At 61.2% G+C, this 14,205-nt stretch carries 19 protein-coding genes and 1 tRNA gene; 6 read left to right on the forward strand and 14 right to left on the reverse strand.

Annotated features, from left to right (window positions below):
• Positions 1-103: transposase domain-containing protein (locus AC066Y_RS41870; protein WP_478278960.1), on the forward strand; the 103-nt coding region annotated here is incomplete at its 5' end.
• A gap of 461 nt (positions 104-564) precedes the next feature.
• On the opposite strand, the gene AC066Y_RS41875 is transcribed toward AC066Y_RS41870, so the two are convergent.
• Together AC066Y_RS41875 and AC066Y_RS41880 are read right to left on the reverse strand one after the other, a co-directional pair.
• The gene (locus tag AC066Y_RS41875; RefSeq protein ID WP_478278945.1) at positions 565-1,143 is read right to left on the reverse strand and encodes a hypothetical protein; all 579 of its coding nucleotides are present in this window, start codon (positions 1,141-1,143) and stop codon (positions 565-567) included.
• Positions 1,140-1,952, reverse strand: a complete 813-nt coding sequence (locus AC066Y_RS41880) for an abortive infection family protein (protein WP_478278946.1) — start codon at positions 1,950-1,952, stop codon at positions 1,140-1,142. Before AC066Y_RS41880 ends, AC066Y_RS41875 begins: the two co-directional genes overlap by 4 nt.
• A gap of 37 nt (positions 1,953-1,989) precedes the next feature.
• Between AC066Y_RS41880 and AC066Y_RS41885 the strand changes: the two genes are divergently transcribed.
• Positions 1,990-2,718, forward strand: a complete 729-nt coding sequence (locus AC066Y_RS41885; RefSeq protein WP_478278947.1) for a hypothetical protein — start codon at positions 1,990-1,992, stop codon at positions 2,716-2,718.
• A gap of 62 nt (positions 2,719-2,780) precedes the next feature.
• Positions 2,781-3,380 (forward strand): AbiTii domain-containing protein, encoded by a 600-nt coding sequence (locus AC066Y_RS41890; RefSeq protein WP_478278948.1) that lies wholly within the window; start codon positions 2,781-2,783, stop codon positions 3,378-3,380.
• Here AC066Y_RS41890 and AC066Y_RS41895 read toward each other — a convergent pair.
• From AC066Y_RS41895 to AC066Y_RS41910, 4 genes are all read right to left on the reverse strand, one after another.
• Positions 3,377-4,003, reverse strand: coding sequence for a hypothetical protein (locus AC066Y_RS41895; RefSeq protein WP_478278949.1), 627 nt, complete (start codon positions 4,001-4,003; stop codon positions 3,377-3,379). The two genes, AC066Y_RS41890 and AC066Y_RS41895, sit on opposite strands and share 4 nt — an antisense overlap.
• A gap of 467 nt (positions 4,004-4,470) precedes the next feature.
• Positions 4,471-5,820, reverse strand: a complete 1,350-nt coding sequence (locus AC066Y_RS41900) for a DUF6538 domain-containing protein (RefSeq protein ID WP_478278950.1) — start codon at positions 5,818-5,820, stop codon at positions 4,471-4,473.
• A gap of 139 nt (positions 5,821-5,959) precedes the next feature.
• A tRNA-Leu gene (locus AC066Y_RS41905) sits at positions 5,960-6,044 on the reverse strand.
• Positions 6,045-6,136: 92 nt separating this feature from the next.
• Positions 6,137-6,382, reverse strand: coding sequence for a FliM/FliN family flagellar motor switch protein (locus AC066Y_RS41910; protein ID WP_021080574.1), 246 nt, complete (start codon positions 6,380-6,382; stop codon positions 6,137-6,139).
• Positions 6,383-6,442: 60 nt separating this feature from the next.
• On the opposite strand from AC066Y_RS41910, the gene lipB reads away from it, so the two are divergent.
• Entirely contained in the window at positions 6,443-7,168 is a 726-nt protein-coding gene (gene lipB / locus AC066Y_RS41915; RefSeq protein ID WP_478278951.1) for a lipoyl(octanoyl) transferase LipB, read from the forward strand.
• A 3-nt stretch (positions 7,169-7,171) separates the two neighbouring features.
• On the opposite strand, the gene AC066Y_RS41920 is transcribed toward lipB, so the two are convergent.
• Positions 7,172-7,597, reverse strand: coding sequence for a tautomerase family protein (locus AC066Y_RS41920; RefSeq protein WP_478278952.1), 426 nt, complete (start codon positions 7,595-7,597; stop codon positions 7,172-7,174).
• 115 nt (positions 7,598-7,712) lie between these two features.
• On the opposite strand from AC066Y_RS41920, the gene AC066Y_RS41925 reads away from it, so the two are divergent.
• Positions 7,713-8,570 carry a LysR family transcriptional regulator gene (locus AC066Y_RS41925; RefSeq protein WP_478278953.1) on the forward strand — a complete coding sequence of 286 codons (858 nt, stop codon included), beginning with the start codon at positions 7,713-7,715 and terminating at the stop codon, positions 8,568-8,570.
• Positions 8,571-8,591: 21 nt separating this feature from the next.
• Here the strand turns inward: AC066Y_RS41925 and AC066Y_RS41930 are convergent, their stop codons facing one another.
• The 4 genes from AC066Y_RS41930 to AC066Y_RS41945 are packed head-to-tail and all read right to left on the reverse strand — an operon-like array spanning position 8,592 to position 11,710.
• On the reverse strand, positions 8,592-9,017 hold the full coding sequence (locus AC066Y_RS41930) for a hypothetical protein (RefSeq protein WP_478278954.1): 426 nt from the start codon (positions 9,015-9,017) through the stop codon (positions 8,592-8,594).
• Positions 9,018-9,027: 10 nt separating this feature from the next.
• Positions 9,028-10,464, reverse strand: a complete 1,437-nt coding sequence (locus AC066Y_RS41935; protein ID WP_478278955.1) for a TIGR01777 family oxidoreductase — start codon at positions 10,462-10,464, stop codon at positions 9,028-9,030.
• Positions 10,461-11,126 (reverse strand): DUF4166 domain-containing protein, encoded by a 666-nt coding sequence (locus AC066Y_RS41940; RefSeq protein ID WP_478278956.1) that lies wholly within the window; start codon positions 11,124-11,126, stop codon positions 10,461-10,463. The genes AC066Y_RS41935 and AC066Y_RS41940 overlap by 4 nt, the downstream gene beginning before the upstream one ends.
• A gap of 26 nt (positions 11,127-11,152) precedes the next feature.
• On the reverse strand, positions 11,153-11,710 hold the full coding sequence (locus tag AC066Y_RS41945; protein ID WP_212318486.1) for a GbsR/MarR family transcriptional regulator: 558 nt from the start codon (positions 11,708-11,710) through the stop codon (positions 11,153-11,155).
• A 239-nt stretch (positions 11,711-11,949) separates the two neighbouring features.
• Between AC066Y_RS41945 and AC066Y_RS41950 the strand changes: the two genes are divergently transcribed.
• Complete coding sequence (locus AC066Y_RS41950) at positions 11,950-12,762, forward strand: class I SAM-dependent methyltransferase (protein WP_478278957.1); 813 nt, start codon at positions 11,950-11,952, stop codon at positions 12,760-12,762.
• Positions 12,763-12,769: 7 nt separating this feature from the next.
• Here the strand turns inward: AC066Y_RS41950 and AC066Y_RS41955 are convergent, their stop codons facing one another.
• From AC066Y_RS41955 to AC066Y_RS41965, 3 genes are all read right to left on the reverse strand, one after another.
• A complete protein-coding gene (locus AC066Y_RS41955; protein WP_478278958.1) occupies positions 12,770-13,069 on the reverse strand; it encodes an acylphosphatase in 300 nt (99 codons plus the stop codon).
• Positions 13,066-13,932 (reverse strand): isocitrate lyase/PEP mutase family protein, encoded by an 867-nt coding sequence (locus tag AC066Y_RS41960; protein ID WP_478278959.1) that lies wholly within the window; start codon positions 13,930-13,932, stop codon positions 13,066-13,068. The genes AC066Y_RS41955 and AC066Y_RS41960 overlap by 4 nt, the downstream gene beginning before the upstream one ends.
• A gap of 79 nt (positions 13,933-14,011) precedes the next feature.
• Positions 14,012-14,205: biotin/lipoyl-containing protein (locus tag AC066Y_RS41965; protein ID WP_409901123.1), on the reverse strand; the 194-nt coding region annotated here is incomplete at its 5' end.

The raw sequence follows: 14,205 nt of genomic DNA on the forward strand, positions 1-14,205 counted from the left end.
CGTCGATCCGTTCGCCTGGCTCACCCTCACGCTTCAGCGTATCGCCAATGGCTGGCCGAGCAGCCAAATCGACGTACTTATGCCATGGAACCACGCCGCCTGACGGCCTCAGCTTGCCGCTTACGCAAGTTCTCAGCGTTTGATAACTCCACTACGGCTCGTCCGGCCTAATGATAAAGCTTAGCCTTCTCCACCTCTCCGGGAGGCGGAGGTATCAATGCTCTGGCTATTTTAGAAATTGCTTCGCTTTGGGTGGGCACTGGCGGCTTTCCCATGACGCCCCCTCAAAGCTTCATAGCCGCGATAAGCAGTCCAATCGTCGCAAAGGTCGCACTGAAACACCACTGCCAATGCTTCAGAAGTCGGCAACCACCTGGGCGGCTTTAGAAGTCCAGTGCCGCTCGCAGGTGCCCTGTATGATAAAGACCGAAGTGCCCGGAGGATTATCCGGCGGGACATATCTCCCGTCCCACCACTGCTTAAAGAGCTGCTTCATCTCGAATGACCTGCTCAGTTGGCGATGACCGAGAAATATGCGCATAGTCAGAATTAGGTTGACAAGCATCAACCGCGATATCCTTCTGAGTGCATGGTCGCGCACGCATCGAGATACGTTGTGATGCTGTTGTGGGCTCGGATCAGCCCTTCTAGTTCAACGTGGGTCAGTTCGAACCGCTTGCCTTTGATATCGGTGGGATAGCGAAATCGGTCCCCCTTAGGGTCCACTTCTTGAATATCGGCTATCTGCTTGGCGACGATAACACCCCAGTCGTCTGTCGCTGCACATCCCCATCGCTCCATGCAGCCCGAAAGCTCGTTCCAGAGCACAACGAGGTCGTGACCGTCTGTCTTTGGGACCGCCTCATCCGTTCTAGCGTATTCTAGAATTGCGGTTTTAATCGCCAGCTCTATTGAATGGCGCGCAAGGAAGAAGAGCGGAATGCTCAAGTTACTGACGCGATGGCCTGGTTCATATGCCTTCCGCGCAAGCTCGTCGAACGCCAGGCTGTAGCTGAACGACACATACTCCCACGTCGTGGCAAAATTATTGATGTCGCCGCCGTGGTGAATGTATCTCGCCAGCAGCGACTGGCCATCGAACTCTGAAATATCCAGCAACTCGTCGAACGTTTTTGCCGTCATTTCTTTCGCCCGCGGGCTTCCCACGTCTCCAAAATAAACAGCGCCATCGTATGTGCGGCGTGGACCGCGAGACGTGCATGTCGGGCCTCGATTTTGTAGGTTTTATTACCGTGACCATGCGCTGACCCTTCATGGGTTCGGAGTGCGCCCACGCCGGCAGCGATGCTGAAGAGACCAGACAGGATTTGTTTGAGATCGTCGTCGGCCATCTGACCTGGTGACAGACCAAGGTTTTTGGCGACTTCGGTCCAAAGCGGCGCAATGGTCTGTTTGTTTGGAAGCGGAATAGTTTCTGTTTCAAGATAATGCTTGCAAACGGCCTCAACAATCGCACATGCGGCCGTGACGGCGGCGCCTGGGTCTGAGGCTATCGAGTTGTAGGCCCGCTGGTATTCAAGGTCTACCGCCGCCAACCCGCCTGCCTTGAGCCGTTCTCCCAAAGACTTAGATGGTCCTTTGAGGTGGGCCCCGATGATGTACCCGCCGCGCCGGTAGCTTAGCTGCTCCTTTTCAAGGACAGTTTTGATCCTCTCGCGAGCATCCCCATCTTTCGCATACTGCTCCAGACGCCAGGGCGTGGGCTCGACATCCATCATTTCCGCTATCAGCGTGCCAAATAAGCTAAGCGGATCAGCACACTCCGTGTTTGCGCGTCGCAACCAGGAGAGGCATTTCTGGGTTTTGTTTCCTTCGGGCGGATCGCCGGGAAATCCTGCCTGCATAAAGAGGGCATTGAGTTCCGCATGGGTATAGTGTGTGTCGAGAATCGGCGCTGTTGTGCCGATCAGCGCTGGCGGAATCTGTGTCATTTTGAATTCCATGCCCTAGCCGGACGCGGGGACTTTGATGGTGGACGCAAGATCATTTTTCAAGGCAATCCGGAAGAACCCGGCGCAGTATTTTATCATACACTATTCGTCCGAAATGCTGTTCGACGAGAACCTGGAGGGTCATTCCCCTAGGATCACGTCCATTGTGGTCATGCACCACGCCACGGGACAGACGCAGAGCTTTGCATTTCACCTATCGGCCGATCTGCTCAATATCCGAAAGGACGACGTTGACGCCAATCTCGATGAGATTGAGATGGACCTCCTCTCAAGGTTCTACAAATTCGCGCGTGACCGCCGTTTAATGCATTGGATACACTGGAATATGAGGGGCCAATTATTCGGTTTTGAACACCTTGAGCATCGATACCGGAAGTTGACCGGCCTGGACGCCCCCAACATACCGGTCGAGGTCAGGCTTAATTTGAATGATATCCTGCGCGAGCGTTATGGCCCGGACTATGCACCTCACAAGCAGCTTCCAAACCTGATGCTGCTGCAAGGCGACATGCCAAAGGGTTTTCTTGAAGGCAAGGAGGAACCCGAGTGCTTTAGCCGGCGTGAATTCATCCGGATGAATGAATCGACCAACACGAAGGTTCACTTTTTTCGCCATGTCATAGAGCTTGCCCTCCGCGGCAAACTCAAAACAGCAGGCCAGTCTCTCGCGAACCGGATTGACCGGCTTCTCGAAAGTCGCATCTCTCGTGTATTGGCCGTTACGGCACAGCCCTTGGCCTATTAAGCTGGATCGGCTGGTTGGTTCTGCTTGCCAGATGGTAGCTCACGTATGCCGGGGAAGAGACTATGAACTTTCTGGACGAACTTATTGAGTTGGCATCTAACGACAAGGAGCCCATCGGCAATGTTCTCAGGAAATGCCTAATCCTTGAAAGCAAGTTTCCGAATGAGGCATTTAAGGCATGGATTGACCGAGAGCTGGACGGATACGGCAAAGACGACGAAGTGCCAACGTACCGACTCATCCCGGCCAGGTCCTATGGCATGTTCACCGGCATAGCCTCGAACATCAGCAGCCAGCCCCTCAATATCGGCGTAATGAAACCCGACGATCGGAAAGTCATCGAAGAACTCCGGCTATTCCAGCCCGCTTCCTCGTATGAAGGCCGGCCCGACAAAACTTCTGATGCCTCCATTCCTTGGCCGGTTCATCTCACAACGAAGTATCAGGAACAGTTCATCACCACCCACACGCTGTTGCGTGCGTGGCAGTCCCTTCCGGGCTCGGTCATAATCGCCCTGCTTGAGACGGTTAGAAATCGTGTGCTTCGGTTTGCACTGGAGATGAAAAAATCCGGCGGCGACGACAAACCGATTTCAACCAATGACGTTGGTGCAATTGTCGATCGTCAAATATTCTTGGGGAAGAAGTTCGACTGGACCTAAAAATGCGCCCAGATCATACGCGCCAGGATTATGATGACGCTCTTAAAGACGAGCGCCGACGGGACTGCCATTAGCCCGAAGCCGATCAAATAGGACCAGAAGCAAACCTTTCGCCCTGTTGGATGGCTCTCGTTCAGATGCTCAAAGTACAGATGCAGCACCTCGATCCTGTATCGCTCAGAATCTTCGTCAGTCGCTGCGCTGCGTCTTATTTTCTCGTTCAACGCGTCGCTTATAATCTGCAGCCTAGGGCGTTGCGCGGAATTTTCCAGTCCCCTGCCGATATCGTCGATAACGAATCCCCTGAGACTCGGGCCATCTCCCTGGACGAATGCTGAAGCGCTCCCATAGTGCTTAACCTCGTTCGGGCACAGCCAGCCGTAAACGACAACCCCCAGAGAAATAGCGCATAGGCCGAGGTAGATCAAAATAAGCCGGTAGGAAGCCTCTGCGCCACCGTGGGAGCCGATATCTTTGGCCAGGTTCAGAAACTCGACCACCTTCTCATTGAAGAGAATGAGATACCCGATAAGCGGGACCAAAATAGTCGCCTTAGCTGCGGTTGAGTTGCTCACAAACCGCAGTCGTACCCACAACGGCGTCGCAAACAGTCCGCGCAGCATCTGCCCACTCAACAAAAAAGCCGAGACGACGCTCGGCTAACTCCAGCTAGCAGATTTGCGAGGCGGGTACCAGCTGAAGAACCCTGTAAACCAGCCGTAGGTACACAGTCCGGCCCAGGCCGTCGCGAACAGCGCCGATTTCAGAAATCAGTATTTGCTCGCCATTGTGACCGATCGTGCGATCGGACCGATCGGCCCCTTTCCTACCGATGCGAAGGCCGCAGAATGGGCGAGAAGTCACCCATTCTGCGGCCACATGCGACATCGCCATCGAGCACCTCACAGTAAGAAGCCTCGCGTCGAGGTAAGTACTGAGGTTTTGGAAAACTGCCTCGACAGGCTGGCACTGGTGATTGACCGCGCTGGTAAACGTGGCGCTGTTTACCTGCCGATATACGAGCGCATTGAGACCGAACTGGACGCACTTAGGGCCGAGGAAGATCGCATGATGCGCGCGCGCCACCGTCTTAAATGATTGCCGGGTTGAAAGGAAAGACGATCTTCATCATCTCTTCCTGATACAGTTTCAGTGAGCCACCAGACCCGTACTTGGGCCTGTCGACGGAGTGCCCCATCAAAATACTGCGAAGCTCTTCGTCGATCCTGGCCTCCTTCATGCGATCCTCAAAGGTATGGCGGAGCGAATAGATGACGTGCTTCTTCGTCGGAAAAAGTTTGTTCTCACGGAAATACTTTCCGGCTGCACTCGAAAAATTATTCTCGTTCTCCTTGTAGCTCGGGAATCCATTCGGGAATTTCTTCATGACTTCGAGCGCAACGCCGACGAGCGGTATGCGCCTGATCGACGACACGGTCTTGATCTCGCGCGGATCTTCGGGGTCAAGCCTCGGTTCGACAAGGATGTGCGGAACTGCGTCGCCGAGCTTGATGACGTCCTTATGCAGATTGCAAATCTCCCCGCCCCGCGCACCGGTTTCGCTGAGCACCAAGACGATGCCGCGCGCTTCAGCGTTCATGCCGGCGAGTGTGCCCGGTTTAAATATCTTGTCACGCACCCACTCGATGGGGAAAGGCGGCCGCGATCGCTTGAATTTTTCACTAAAGGTAAGGCCATCGAATGGATTTTGCCTGTCGATGTCTCCGAGGTGCTTGAAGTATTCCTCATAGAGAATCCTCATGTCACCCATCCGGCGTTTACCCAAGGAGGCGGATCGCTTTTTACTGCCGTCTGTTGGGGCGAGGCGTTTGACCCAGTGCTGATAGAATTGCCTGGCGTGGTCTCGCGTGATGTCGATCATTGCCAGATCGTCAACGACCGCGATGAACGATGTCACCGCGAGCTTCTTGACCTTCTTCCATTGCTCCCTTTGCTTCTCGCTCTTGCCGGCAAGCTCGGCCGCCCTGATCTCGTCGCAGAAGATGTCGAATGCGTGAGACACTTTGACTTTCGGCTGCTCCACGCCGCCTAGTATCGCGGTCTCAACCGCGATCGGCGTCCGGACGTCGCTGATGATAGTCATTCTTCGGAGTATGTCGTCGAACGGAAGGTTCGCGATTTCACTGGCGGCCTTGTATGTGAAGCCTAGGGCCTCGGCGCGGGCTCTCGCCACCTGATAGGCGGCAAGCGCCTTCGCGTCGTCGCCATCGGTGAAGAGTGCTCCCCAAAACGTGCGGTCCGCTTGTTCAAGCAGATCGCGCTTCGCGCGAGCCTCAGCGAGATCGTCAGTTTTGAGTGAGAGCCGGATAAACGGCGCACGGTCGTCCAGGTGCTCGACCGACCTCGGAACACGCCGCCAGTAGTAATAGAGCCCGTCGCGCAGGAGCAAAAAGCGATTCTGCTTCCGTTGCCGTACCACCGCTTTCCCCTATCGCGGTATCACATAATGTATCTCGATTTGTATCACAGTTTCAGGCGAGATCAAGTGCGTAGCCGAATGAGATTTCGGCTTCATCTTGTAGATCAGTTAGTTAGGGTCGATGAGTGAGGTGATTTTTTGGTGCGCTCGGAGGGACTCGAACCCCCACGGTGTTACCCACTGCCACCTCAAGGCAGCGCGTCTACCAATTCCGCCACGAGCGCTAAGGATGTCGGATGGAACCCTAAGGCGCCGCCGCATCGAGGGGGCCATGTAACAAATCACGGATGCAGGGACAAGGCGCTTGATGCGTGAATTAACTGCGAACCCCGGGAGATTTCGGCAGCATCTGCTTGACCTCGACCGCAATCCGGTTGCGGTCGACCAGGACGACGCCGCTGGCCACCGGCAGGTTGTTGGCGAGTATCTTGACCTCGTCGGCCTCGGTGGCATCCAGTTCGATGATGGCGCCGCGGGACAGCCGCATGACCTGGTGAATCGGCATGGTGGTCGTGCCGAGGACCACCATGAGATCTACGCTGACTTTATCAAGCGTGGGCACTTCTGAACCACCGAACGGGAACTAAATTGTGGGTGCACCTGACCACGTTAGGGTTAGCTAATGGTTAATGACCGCCAAAGCCTCGATTTGACAACCTTTGCACGCCCTTCGCGCGGCGAAGCGGTCGAATGGCGGATCTCGGACCGTCCGGTGCCCTACCCCGATTCGCTCACAGAGATGGACGCAAAGGTGGCGGCGATCGCCGAGGGCTCGGCGCCTGAACTGGTGTGGCTGCTCGAGCACCCGCCGCTCTACACCTCCGGCACCAGCGGCAAGGCCGACGACCTGCTGGCTCCGCGCTTTCCGACCTTCCAGAGCGGCCGCGGCGGCCAGGTCACCTATCACGGCCCGGGCCAGCGCGTTGCCTATGTGATGCTCGACCTCAAGCGGCGCCGGCCGGATGTGCGCGCCTATGTCGCCTCGCTGGAGGAATGGATCATCCGCACCCTCGCCGCCTTCAATGTCCGCGGCGAGCGCCGCGAGGACCGCGTCGGGGTCTGGGTGCGGCGCCCGGACAAGGGGCCGGGCCATGAGGACAAGATCGCCGCGATCGGCGTGCGGCTGCGCCGCTGGGTCTCGTTCCACGGCATCGCGATCAATGTCGAGCCCGATCTTTCGCACTTCCAGGCGATCGTGCCCTGCGGCGTGGTCGATCCGCGCTACGGCGTCACCTCGCTGGTCGATCTCGGACTGCCGGTCACGATGGCCGATGTCGACATCGCGCTCCGGCAGGCATTTTCCGAGGTGTTCGGCACGGCAGCGCGCCTGCCGGAAGCAACAGTGTAAGGCTCACGCCGCCTTCTGCGGCGCCACCTCGAGCTTGCCGGCGATGTAGCGGCGCTCCTGGGTCAGCCCGCCGAAGCCGTAGGCATCGCCCCTCACCTCGTCGACATGGGCGTAGCTCTCGGTGTGGAGCGGCCCGAGCAATTCGCCCATCCGCTTGAACAGCGCCGCGAGATAGGCCGCCTTCTCGTCCTTGGTGTTGGTGCCTTCGGTGACGTGGATGTCGAGCCAATAGCTCGCGAGCCCCTGCTCGGCGAGCGACTTGCCGCCGGCGAACCAGTCGGCGGCGGCGGCGGACTTCACGATGATTGCCGTGACCTTGGGGTCCTTGTGCAGAATCCCTGCGGTCAGCTCCGAGACGGCAGCGGCGATGTCGGACTTCAGCGACGACTTCTCGCGGGAGGTCGCATAGGTGACGGTGATAAGCGGCATGATCGGTCTCCTTGAATTCGGTTGGCGCGGGTCAATCGCGCCACCTCTAGCTAGACCTTTGCGCATCATCTTGGTATCTTATCTCTATGGATATCAATGATAACGTTCGTTGATCATGACGGCGACACTCGATATCGACACCGTGCAGGCCTTCCTCCTCGTCGCCGAGCTGCAGGGCTTCACCCGTGCCGCCGAGGCGCTCGGCACCACGCAAGCGGCGATCAGCATGAAATTGCAGCGGCTCGAAACCGTGCTCGGCAAGCGGCTGGTCGAGCGCTCGCCACGCGCGGTGCGGCTGACCGCCGATGGCGCGGCTTTCCTGCATCACGCCCGCGCGCTGATCGAGGTGCATGACCGTGCGCTGTCGGGCGAGACACCGGCGCGGCAGCAGTTGACGCTCGGGATCAGCGATCACGCCGCGGGGCCGGAGCTGGTGCCGCTGCTGGAGCGGCTGCACGCGATGGCCTCGCAGCTCGCGCTCGCCGTCACCATCGGCTTCTCGCGCGAGATGCTCGACGCCTACGATGCCGGCGAGCTCGACGCCGTGATCGTGCGCCAGGAAGGCAGCCGGCGCGGCGGCGAGAAACTGACCGAGGACGAATTCGGCTGGTTCGCGGCCAAGCGCTTGGTCTGGCCGCGCGGCGATGTGCTGCCGCTCGCTACGCTGGCGCCACCGTGCGGGGTGCGCGCCCTCGCCGTGCGGGCGCTCGACAAGGCCGGCATCGCGTGGACCGAAGGCTTCGTTGGCGGCGGCGTCACCGCGGTCGTGGCTGCCGCGCTCGCAGGCCTTGCCGTTGCACCCCTCGTCCGCCGCATCGCGCCGCCCGGCTTGATCGACATCGGACCAACCCACAAGCTGCCGCGGCTCGGTACGTCAAAGGTGATGCTGCACTCGAAGGTCAGCGATCCCGCCAAGCTCGCGGCATTGCGGACGCTGGCAGCGACATTCCGGAGTGTGGCGTCCGCGGCGTAGTGCGGGCACCGCTCGGCGGCATCACAGGGAATGCTCGGCGGCTTCCAGCTCTCTCACGACAAACCAGTAGGTCAGGCCTGCGACAAATCCGGCGGCGGCGAACAGGCAGACAAGTCCGGACGTCCAGACGGCCGGAGACCGCAGCAGCACCGTGATGCTCAATGCGCCGATCGCAGCGCCTGCGCCGGCGAAGAACCCGGCGGATCGGATCCGGAACTCCTCGCTTAGCCAGATCGCGATCGCTGCGGGAATCGCGGTCAGTAGGCAGGTGACGACAAAGACCAGGAATGAGGGAAGCAGGAGCGCGATGACGCCTCCCAGCAGCCTCATGATGTCGCCGCCGGATGCGACCATCAGGAGCGTCTGGGCAACGCCAGAGAGAACCGCCGTTGCGGCTCCGCATCCGGCGAGCCAACCTCCAAATGCACGGCAACCGTCATCAGACATCTCGCCCTCCTCACAAGATCGCCTCGAACGCGCTGCGCAGGGTCTCGTGCCGGAACACAAAGCCGTTGCTGAGCGCCTTGTTCGGCAGCACGCGCTGGCCGCCGAGCAGCAGCTCGTCGGCGAAGTCGCCGCCGACGGCGCGGAGCAGCGCGGCAGGCACGCGGAAGATCGCGGGCCGGTGCAAACGGCGTCCGAGCTCCTCGGTGAATTTCATGTTGGTCACGGGGATCGGCGCGGTCGCGTTGATCGGGCCTGAGAGCTCCGGCTTCGCGATCACATGCGCGATCAGGCGCACCAGATCGTCGCGCTCGATCCATGACATCCACTGCTTGCCCGAGCCGAGCGGGCCGCCGAGACCGAATTCGAAGGGCGTCAGCATCCGCGTAATGAAGCCGCCGTCGGTGCCGACCACGAGACCGATCCGCAAATACGCCACGCGCACGCCGTGATCGGCGGCGGGCTTGGCCGCATTCTCCCAGGCCTCGCACAGTTCATGACTGAAGCAAGCGTGGGATTTCGCCGACTCCGTCAGCACCTGGTCCTGCCAGAGCCCGTACCAGCCGATCGCGGAGCCGCTCACCAGCACCGACGGCTTGCGTTCGAGCCGCGCGATCAGCCTGACGACCTCGGCCGTCATGTCGACACGCGAGGCGATGATCCTGCGGCGCTTGGCCTCGGTCCAAAGACCGTTGCCGATCGGCTCGCCCGCGAGATTGACGACGGCGTCGATCCCGGTATCGGCGGGCAGCTGGTCGAGGCTCGTGATCAGCGTCACCGGCGGCGGCAGCATCTCCACCTTCGCCGGATTGCGGATCAGCGCAATCACCTGATGGCCGGATGCGATGAGGCTTGCGGCCAGGCGGCTGCCGATGAAACCGGTTGCACCGGTGATGAGCACGGTCTGTCGCGCCGGCAATTTCTCGACCAAGGCCGCGGCCGACCCGCTGACCATCCGTCCCAACCGCCTGGCGGCGGCGAAGTCGCGCGCACCGAACAGCGCCACGCCAAAGGCCGCGGCGGTTGCGAACAGGCTTAGCAGGCCCGCATAGGCCGGCACGACAGCCGTCGGCAGCATCGCCCAGCCGATCAGCACCGGCACCAGCAGCACCAGGATGGCGCCGTAGTTGATCGCGAGCAGCGTATGATTGATCCGCTCGCTCGGCGGCAGTTTTCGGCTCAGATCCTCCTCGACGAAATCCATCAGCGTGATGACGACCTCGACGACCAGCACGGCCATGATGCCGATCGCAAAGATGCCGTGCACCTCGAGCCAGCCGAGCACGAGGAACAGCAGTGCATAAAGCATGTTCCGCACGCTGTGCAGCTGCAACTCATGACGCTGCGAGGGACGCCAGGCGAGCCGCTCGGTGAATTCGTGGTGATAGAAGGTGTCGAATGCGCCCATCGCAATCTGGATGGCGACCAAGGTCCATAGCAGCGGCGTCATGACGAAGCCTCCCTGAATACGGCGGACTGACGGATCAGCCGGCCGAAACGCGGGTGGATGATCTCCAGCGTGAAGCGGAAGTCGCCGCAGCCGAGATCGGAATGCGTGACGGTGAGATCGCCTGGCGTGAGCCATTCGGGCAATTGCATCCGAAACGGCCCGAGCCGCAGCGAATAGCCGACGCTATGAAACACCAGCGCCTCGTCCTCGACCGCGATGCGCAACGCCATACTGACGCCGAATCCGACATACTCCTCGAGCCCGGAGGGGCCGGCAAAACGCTTGGCGGAATGAATCACCTGCGGAAAGCCGTCGCGGCGCGCGCAAATGCGGGTCCAGATCTGGCCGCCGCTCGCAGCGTCCTCGGTGACCGTGACGATCATCGGCACGCCGGTCTCGGTGCCGGTCGGAAGCGGTCCGCCGATCAGCCGGGCGGTCTGTGCCAGCCACCAGCCGGCGCGGCTGCTTGAGGCTTCCTCGACCTCGCCGACATAAACGACGGTGTTGCCGTCCTCGAACCGCTTCGAGAAGCGTCGCCAGATCGCAACCGGCAGGCGACCCCAATCCTCGTCGGACAGCAATGCGCGGAAGCGATGGTCGTCGAGCAGTTTCGTATCGGAAGCCGGCGCTGTCGTTAAGGTGGATATCCTTGCTGACGCCATCGCACACTCCCGTTACGCCGCCGCCCCTATTTGGCCCTGCCCGTCGGCAGGAAACTCACGATCTTCTCGCCGAGCCTGATCAGCGCGACCAGACGTGGCCGCGGCACGTTCAGCATCTGCGTGTACCAGCGGTCGACCAACTCGGTGAATGTCAGCATCTCCTTCAGCCGCTTGCTGGCGAGCGGGCTGATGGCGGGATCGTCGGCCGCGTCGGAGACGCAAGCGCGCAGCGCGGCAAGCGCGGGATCGATCTCGCGCTCCTTGCGCCCGGCCGCGATCTTCGCCGCGACCTCCCAGATATCGGTCTCGGCCTCGAAATGGTCGCGACGGTCGCCGAGGATCGGCACCCGCCGGATCAATCCCCAGGACAGCAATTCCTTGATCGAGTTGGAGACGTTGGAGCGCGCCATGCCGAGCGTGTCGGCGATGTCTTCCGCGGTCATCGGCGCTTCGGCGAGGTAGAGCAGCCCGTGGATCTGGCTGACCGAGCGATTGACGCCCCATTCGTCGCCCATGTCGCCCCAATGCAGGATGAAGCGCTCGACGGCGGCGGGAAGTTTTTTCTTGGCGGTTATTTCTGTCATGACAGAAATATCAGATTGTTCGGAGCAGAAGTCAAGGGTCATCGATGCCGCTCGGGGACGCCGCATGACGCAGCGTGTCCCCCTCGCCTGTGTGACCCCAGCGAGGGTGATCATCACAGATGACGAATTTTCCTTTGTCGCGACCGAGGTCTTCGTCCAAGCTGATCCGGGTGGACGATTTTCGGCCGGATCGCGGGCTGTCGACATGAGCCAGCTTCACGGCCAACAAGGAGCTTCCGATGCCCGCGTCCGACAAGGAGTTCGTTGGGTCCATTCCAGAACTTTACGACCGGCTCCTCGTGCCGATGATTTTTGAACCCTATGCACGCGATCTCGCACAACGCGCCAAGGCCATTGGCCCGCGCGACCTGCTTGAGACGGCAGCGGGCACCGGTGTAGTCACCCGCGCGCTGTCGGCAGCGCTCGGCCGCGACACCCGCATCGTGGCGACCGACCTGAATGAGCCGATGCTCGAACGGGCGAAATCGCGGATGCCGGACGCGGCCGATATCACGTGGCAGCAGGCCGACGCGCTCAACCTGCCGTTCGACAATGCGAGCTTCGATGTCGTCGCTTGCCAGTTCGGCGCGATGTTCTTCCCCGACAAGCCCAAGGGCTATTCGGAGGCTCGCCGTGTGCTGAAGCAGGGCGGCCGCTTCCTGTTCAGCATGTGGGATCGCATCGAAGAGAACGAGTTTGCCGACGTGGTGACCCAGGCATTGGCAGAGGTCTTCCCGGCCGATCCGCCGCGATTCCTCGCGCGCACGCCCCATGGCCACTACGCGGCAGACCCGATCCGGGCCGATCTTTTGGCCGCGGGCTTCAGCAAGATCGAGATCGACACCGTCCGGGAGCAAAGCCGGGCGAACGCGCCGCACGATCCGGCGATCGGTTTTTGCCAGGGCTCACCGCTGCGCGGCGAGATCGAGGCGCGCGGCGGGATCGGCCTCGACGCCGCGACCGAGCACGCTGCAGCGGCGCTCGCGCGGCGCTTCGGCAAGGGTGCGATCGAAGGCCGCATTCAGGCGCTGGTGATCACGGCTGTTGCGTGACCACGCGTCACACCGTCGGCAGGACCGAGAACCGCTCGCCTGCCCGTCGCAGGTTCAGAAGATCGGAATTGCCTGATACGGCGTGCACACGGTCGACGCGCGCCGAGAACGGTCCGCGGCCGCAGGCCGCGATCATGTCAGCGACGGCGGCTTCGGGGCCGGCGAACACCGCCTCGACGCTCCCGTCGCGGCGATTGCGGACCCAACCCTCGAGGCCGCGCGAGTTCGCCTGCTCGTCGACCCAGGCGCGATAGCCGACCCCCTGGACGCGGCCACTGACCGTGATATGGCGGATCACGCCGCTCATTTTTTCAGGCCGAGGAACTCGCCGCTGCGCGCCTTGGTCTCCGCCTCGCGCATCACGCGGCCGGTCAGTTCGGACGAGGCGATGCCTTTCAGATTCTTCGGCGAGGTGCCTTCGCGCAGCGCCTTCAACGTTTCGTAGACGGCCTGGGTTGCGGCCGCGAATGGCGCGTGGCCCTGCAGCGCAATCCTGACGCGCTGGCTTGCCAAATAATCCAGCGCGGTCATCTCCTCCGGCGCGCCGCCGAGCACGATCGGCAGCGTCGTGGCGGCCGAGAGCGCCTCGAGCTCCCCGCGCGACTTGACGCCTGTGAAGAACAGTCCATCGACGCCGACCGCTTCATAGGCCCTTGCGCGTGCGATCGCGTCGTCGAGGTCTGTGATCGAGACGGCGCCGGTCCGGCCCAGGATGACGAGCGACGGATCGCTGCGGCCGTCAAGCGCGGCCGTCATCTTGCCGACGCCTTCCTCGAGCGAGATCAGCTGCGCCTTGGCCTGGCCGAACGCCTGCGGCAGCAGAGTATCCTCGATGGTGAGGCCGGCGGCACCGGCAGCTTCGACCTCCTGAACCGTGCGGCGAACGTTGAGCGCATTGCCGTAGCCATGGTCGGCATCGACAAGCACAGGCAGGGTCGACGCACGCGACATCCGGCGCACCTGTTCAGCGAACTCCGTCAACGTGATCAGCGCAATGTCGGGATCGCCGAGCACGGCGAGCGATGCCACCGAGCCGCCGAACATGCCGAGCTCGAAACCGAGATCCTCGGCGATCCGGATCGAGGTCGCGTCATAGACCGAGCCCGGGCGAATGCAGCTTGATCCGTTGAGAATCGATCGCAGGGCTTCGCGGCGTTTGCGGAAGGCCATGTCTCGGACTCCTTGTTGGTCCTTGCGCAGGCGCCGGCGAAGACTGGTCCGCCGACACCTCCGCGAAGGCGGAGCTCTTTTATGCGAACTCCAGGATCAGTGCATCGACGGCGAGCGTGGCGCCGGCGGCGGCGTGGATCTTCTTGACCGTGCCGTCGCGCTCGGCGCGCAGCACGTTCTGCATCTTCATGGCTTCCACCACCGCGAGCGTCTCGCCGGCCTTGACCTCCTGGCCCTCGGTCACCGCAATCGACACCACGAGGCCCGGCATCG

This window comes from Bradyrhizobium sp. USDA3010, from assembly GCF_056429065.1.

Coding starts and splice junctions, on each gene's coding strand:
- AC066Y_RS41930 (WP_478278954.1), bottom strand. CDS start 9,017: ATGTCTGATGACGGTTGCCGTGCATTTGGAGGTTGGCTCGCCGGATGC.
- AC066Y_RS41950 (WP_478278957.1), top strand. CDS start 11,950: ATGCCCGCGTCCGACAAGGAGTTCGTTGGGTCCATTCCAGAACTTTAC.
- AC066Y_RS41960 (WP_478278959.1), bottom strand. CDS start 13,932: ATGGCCTTCCGCAAACGCCGCGAAGCCCTGCGATCGATTCTCAACGGA.
- AC066Y_RS41920 (WP_478278952.1), bottom strand. CDS start 7,597: ATGCCGCTTATCACCGTCACCTATGCGACCTCCCGCGAGAAGTCGTCG.
- AC066Y_RS41895 (WP_478278949.1), bottom strand. CDS start 4,003: ATGCTGCGCGGACTGTTTGCGACGCCGTTGTGGGTACGACTGCGGTTT.
- AC066Y_RS41885 (WP_478278947.1), top strand. CDS start 1,990: ATGGTGGACGCAAGATCATTTTTCAAGGCAATCCGGAAGAACCCGGCG.
- AC066Y_RS41890 (WP_478278948.1), top strand. CDS start 2,781: ATGAACTTTCTGGACGAACTTATTGAGTTGGCATCTAACGACAAGGAG.
- AC066Y_RS41875 (WP_478278945.1), bottom strand. CDS start 1,143: ATGACGGCAAAAACGTTCGACGAGTTGCTGGATATTTCAGAGTTCGAT.
- lipB (WP_478278951.1), top strand. CDS start 6,443: ATGGTTAATGACCGCCAAAGCCTCGATTTGACAACCTTTGCACGCCCT.
- AC066Y_RS41955 (WP_478278958.1), bottom strand. CDS start 13,069: ATGAGCGGCGTGATCCGCCATATCACGGTCAGTGGCCGCGTCCAGGGG.
- AC066Y_RS41945 (WP_212318486.1), bottom strand. CDS start 11,710: ATGACAGAAATAACCGCCAAGAAAAAACTTCCCGCCGCCGTCGAGCGC.
- AC066Y_RS41935 (WP_478278955.1), bottom strand. CDS start 10,464: ATGACGCCGCTGCTATGGACCTTGGTCGCCATCCAGATTGCGATGGGC.
- AC066Y_RS41880 (WP_478278946.1), bottom strand. CDS start 1,952: ATGACACAGATTCCGCCAGCGCTGATCGGCACAACAGCGCCGATTCTC.
- AC066Y_RS41940 (WP_478278956.1), bottom strand. CDS start 11,126: ATGGCGTCAGCAAGGATATCCACCTTAACGACAGCGCCGGCTTCCGAT.
- AC066Y_RS41925 (WP_478278953.1), top strand. CDS start 7,713: ATGACGGCGACACTCGATATCGACACCGTGCAGGCCTTCCTCCTCGTC.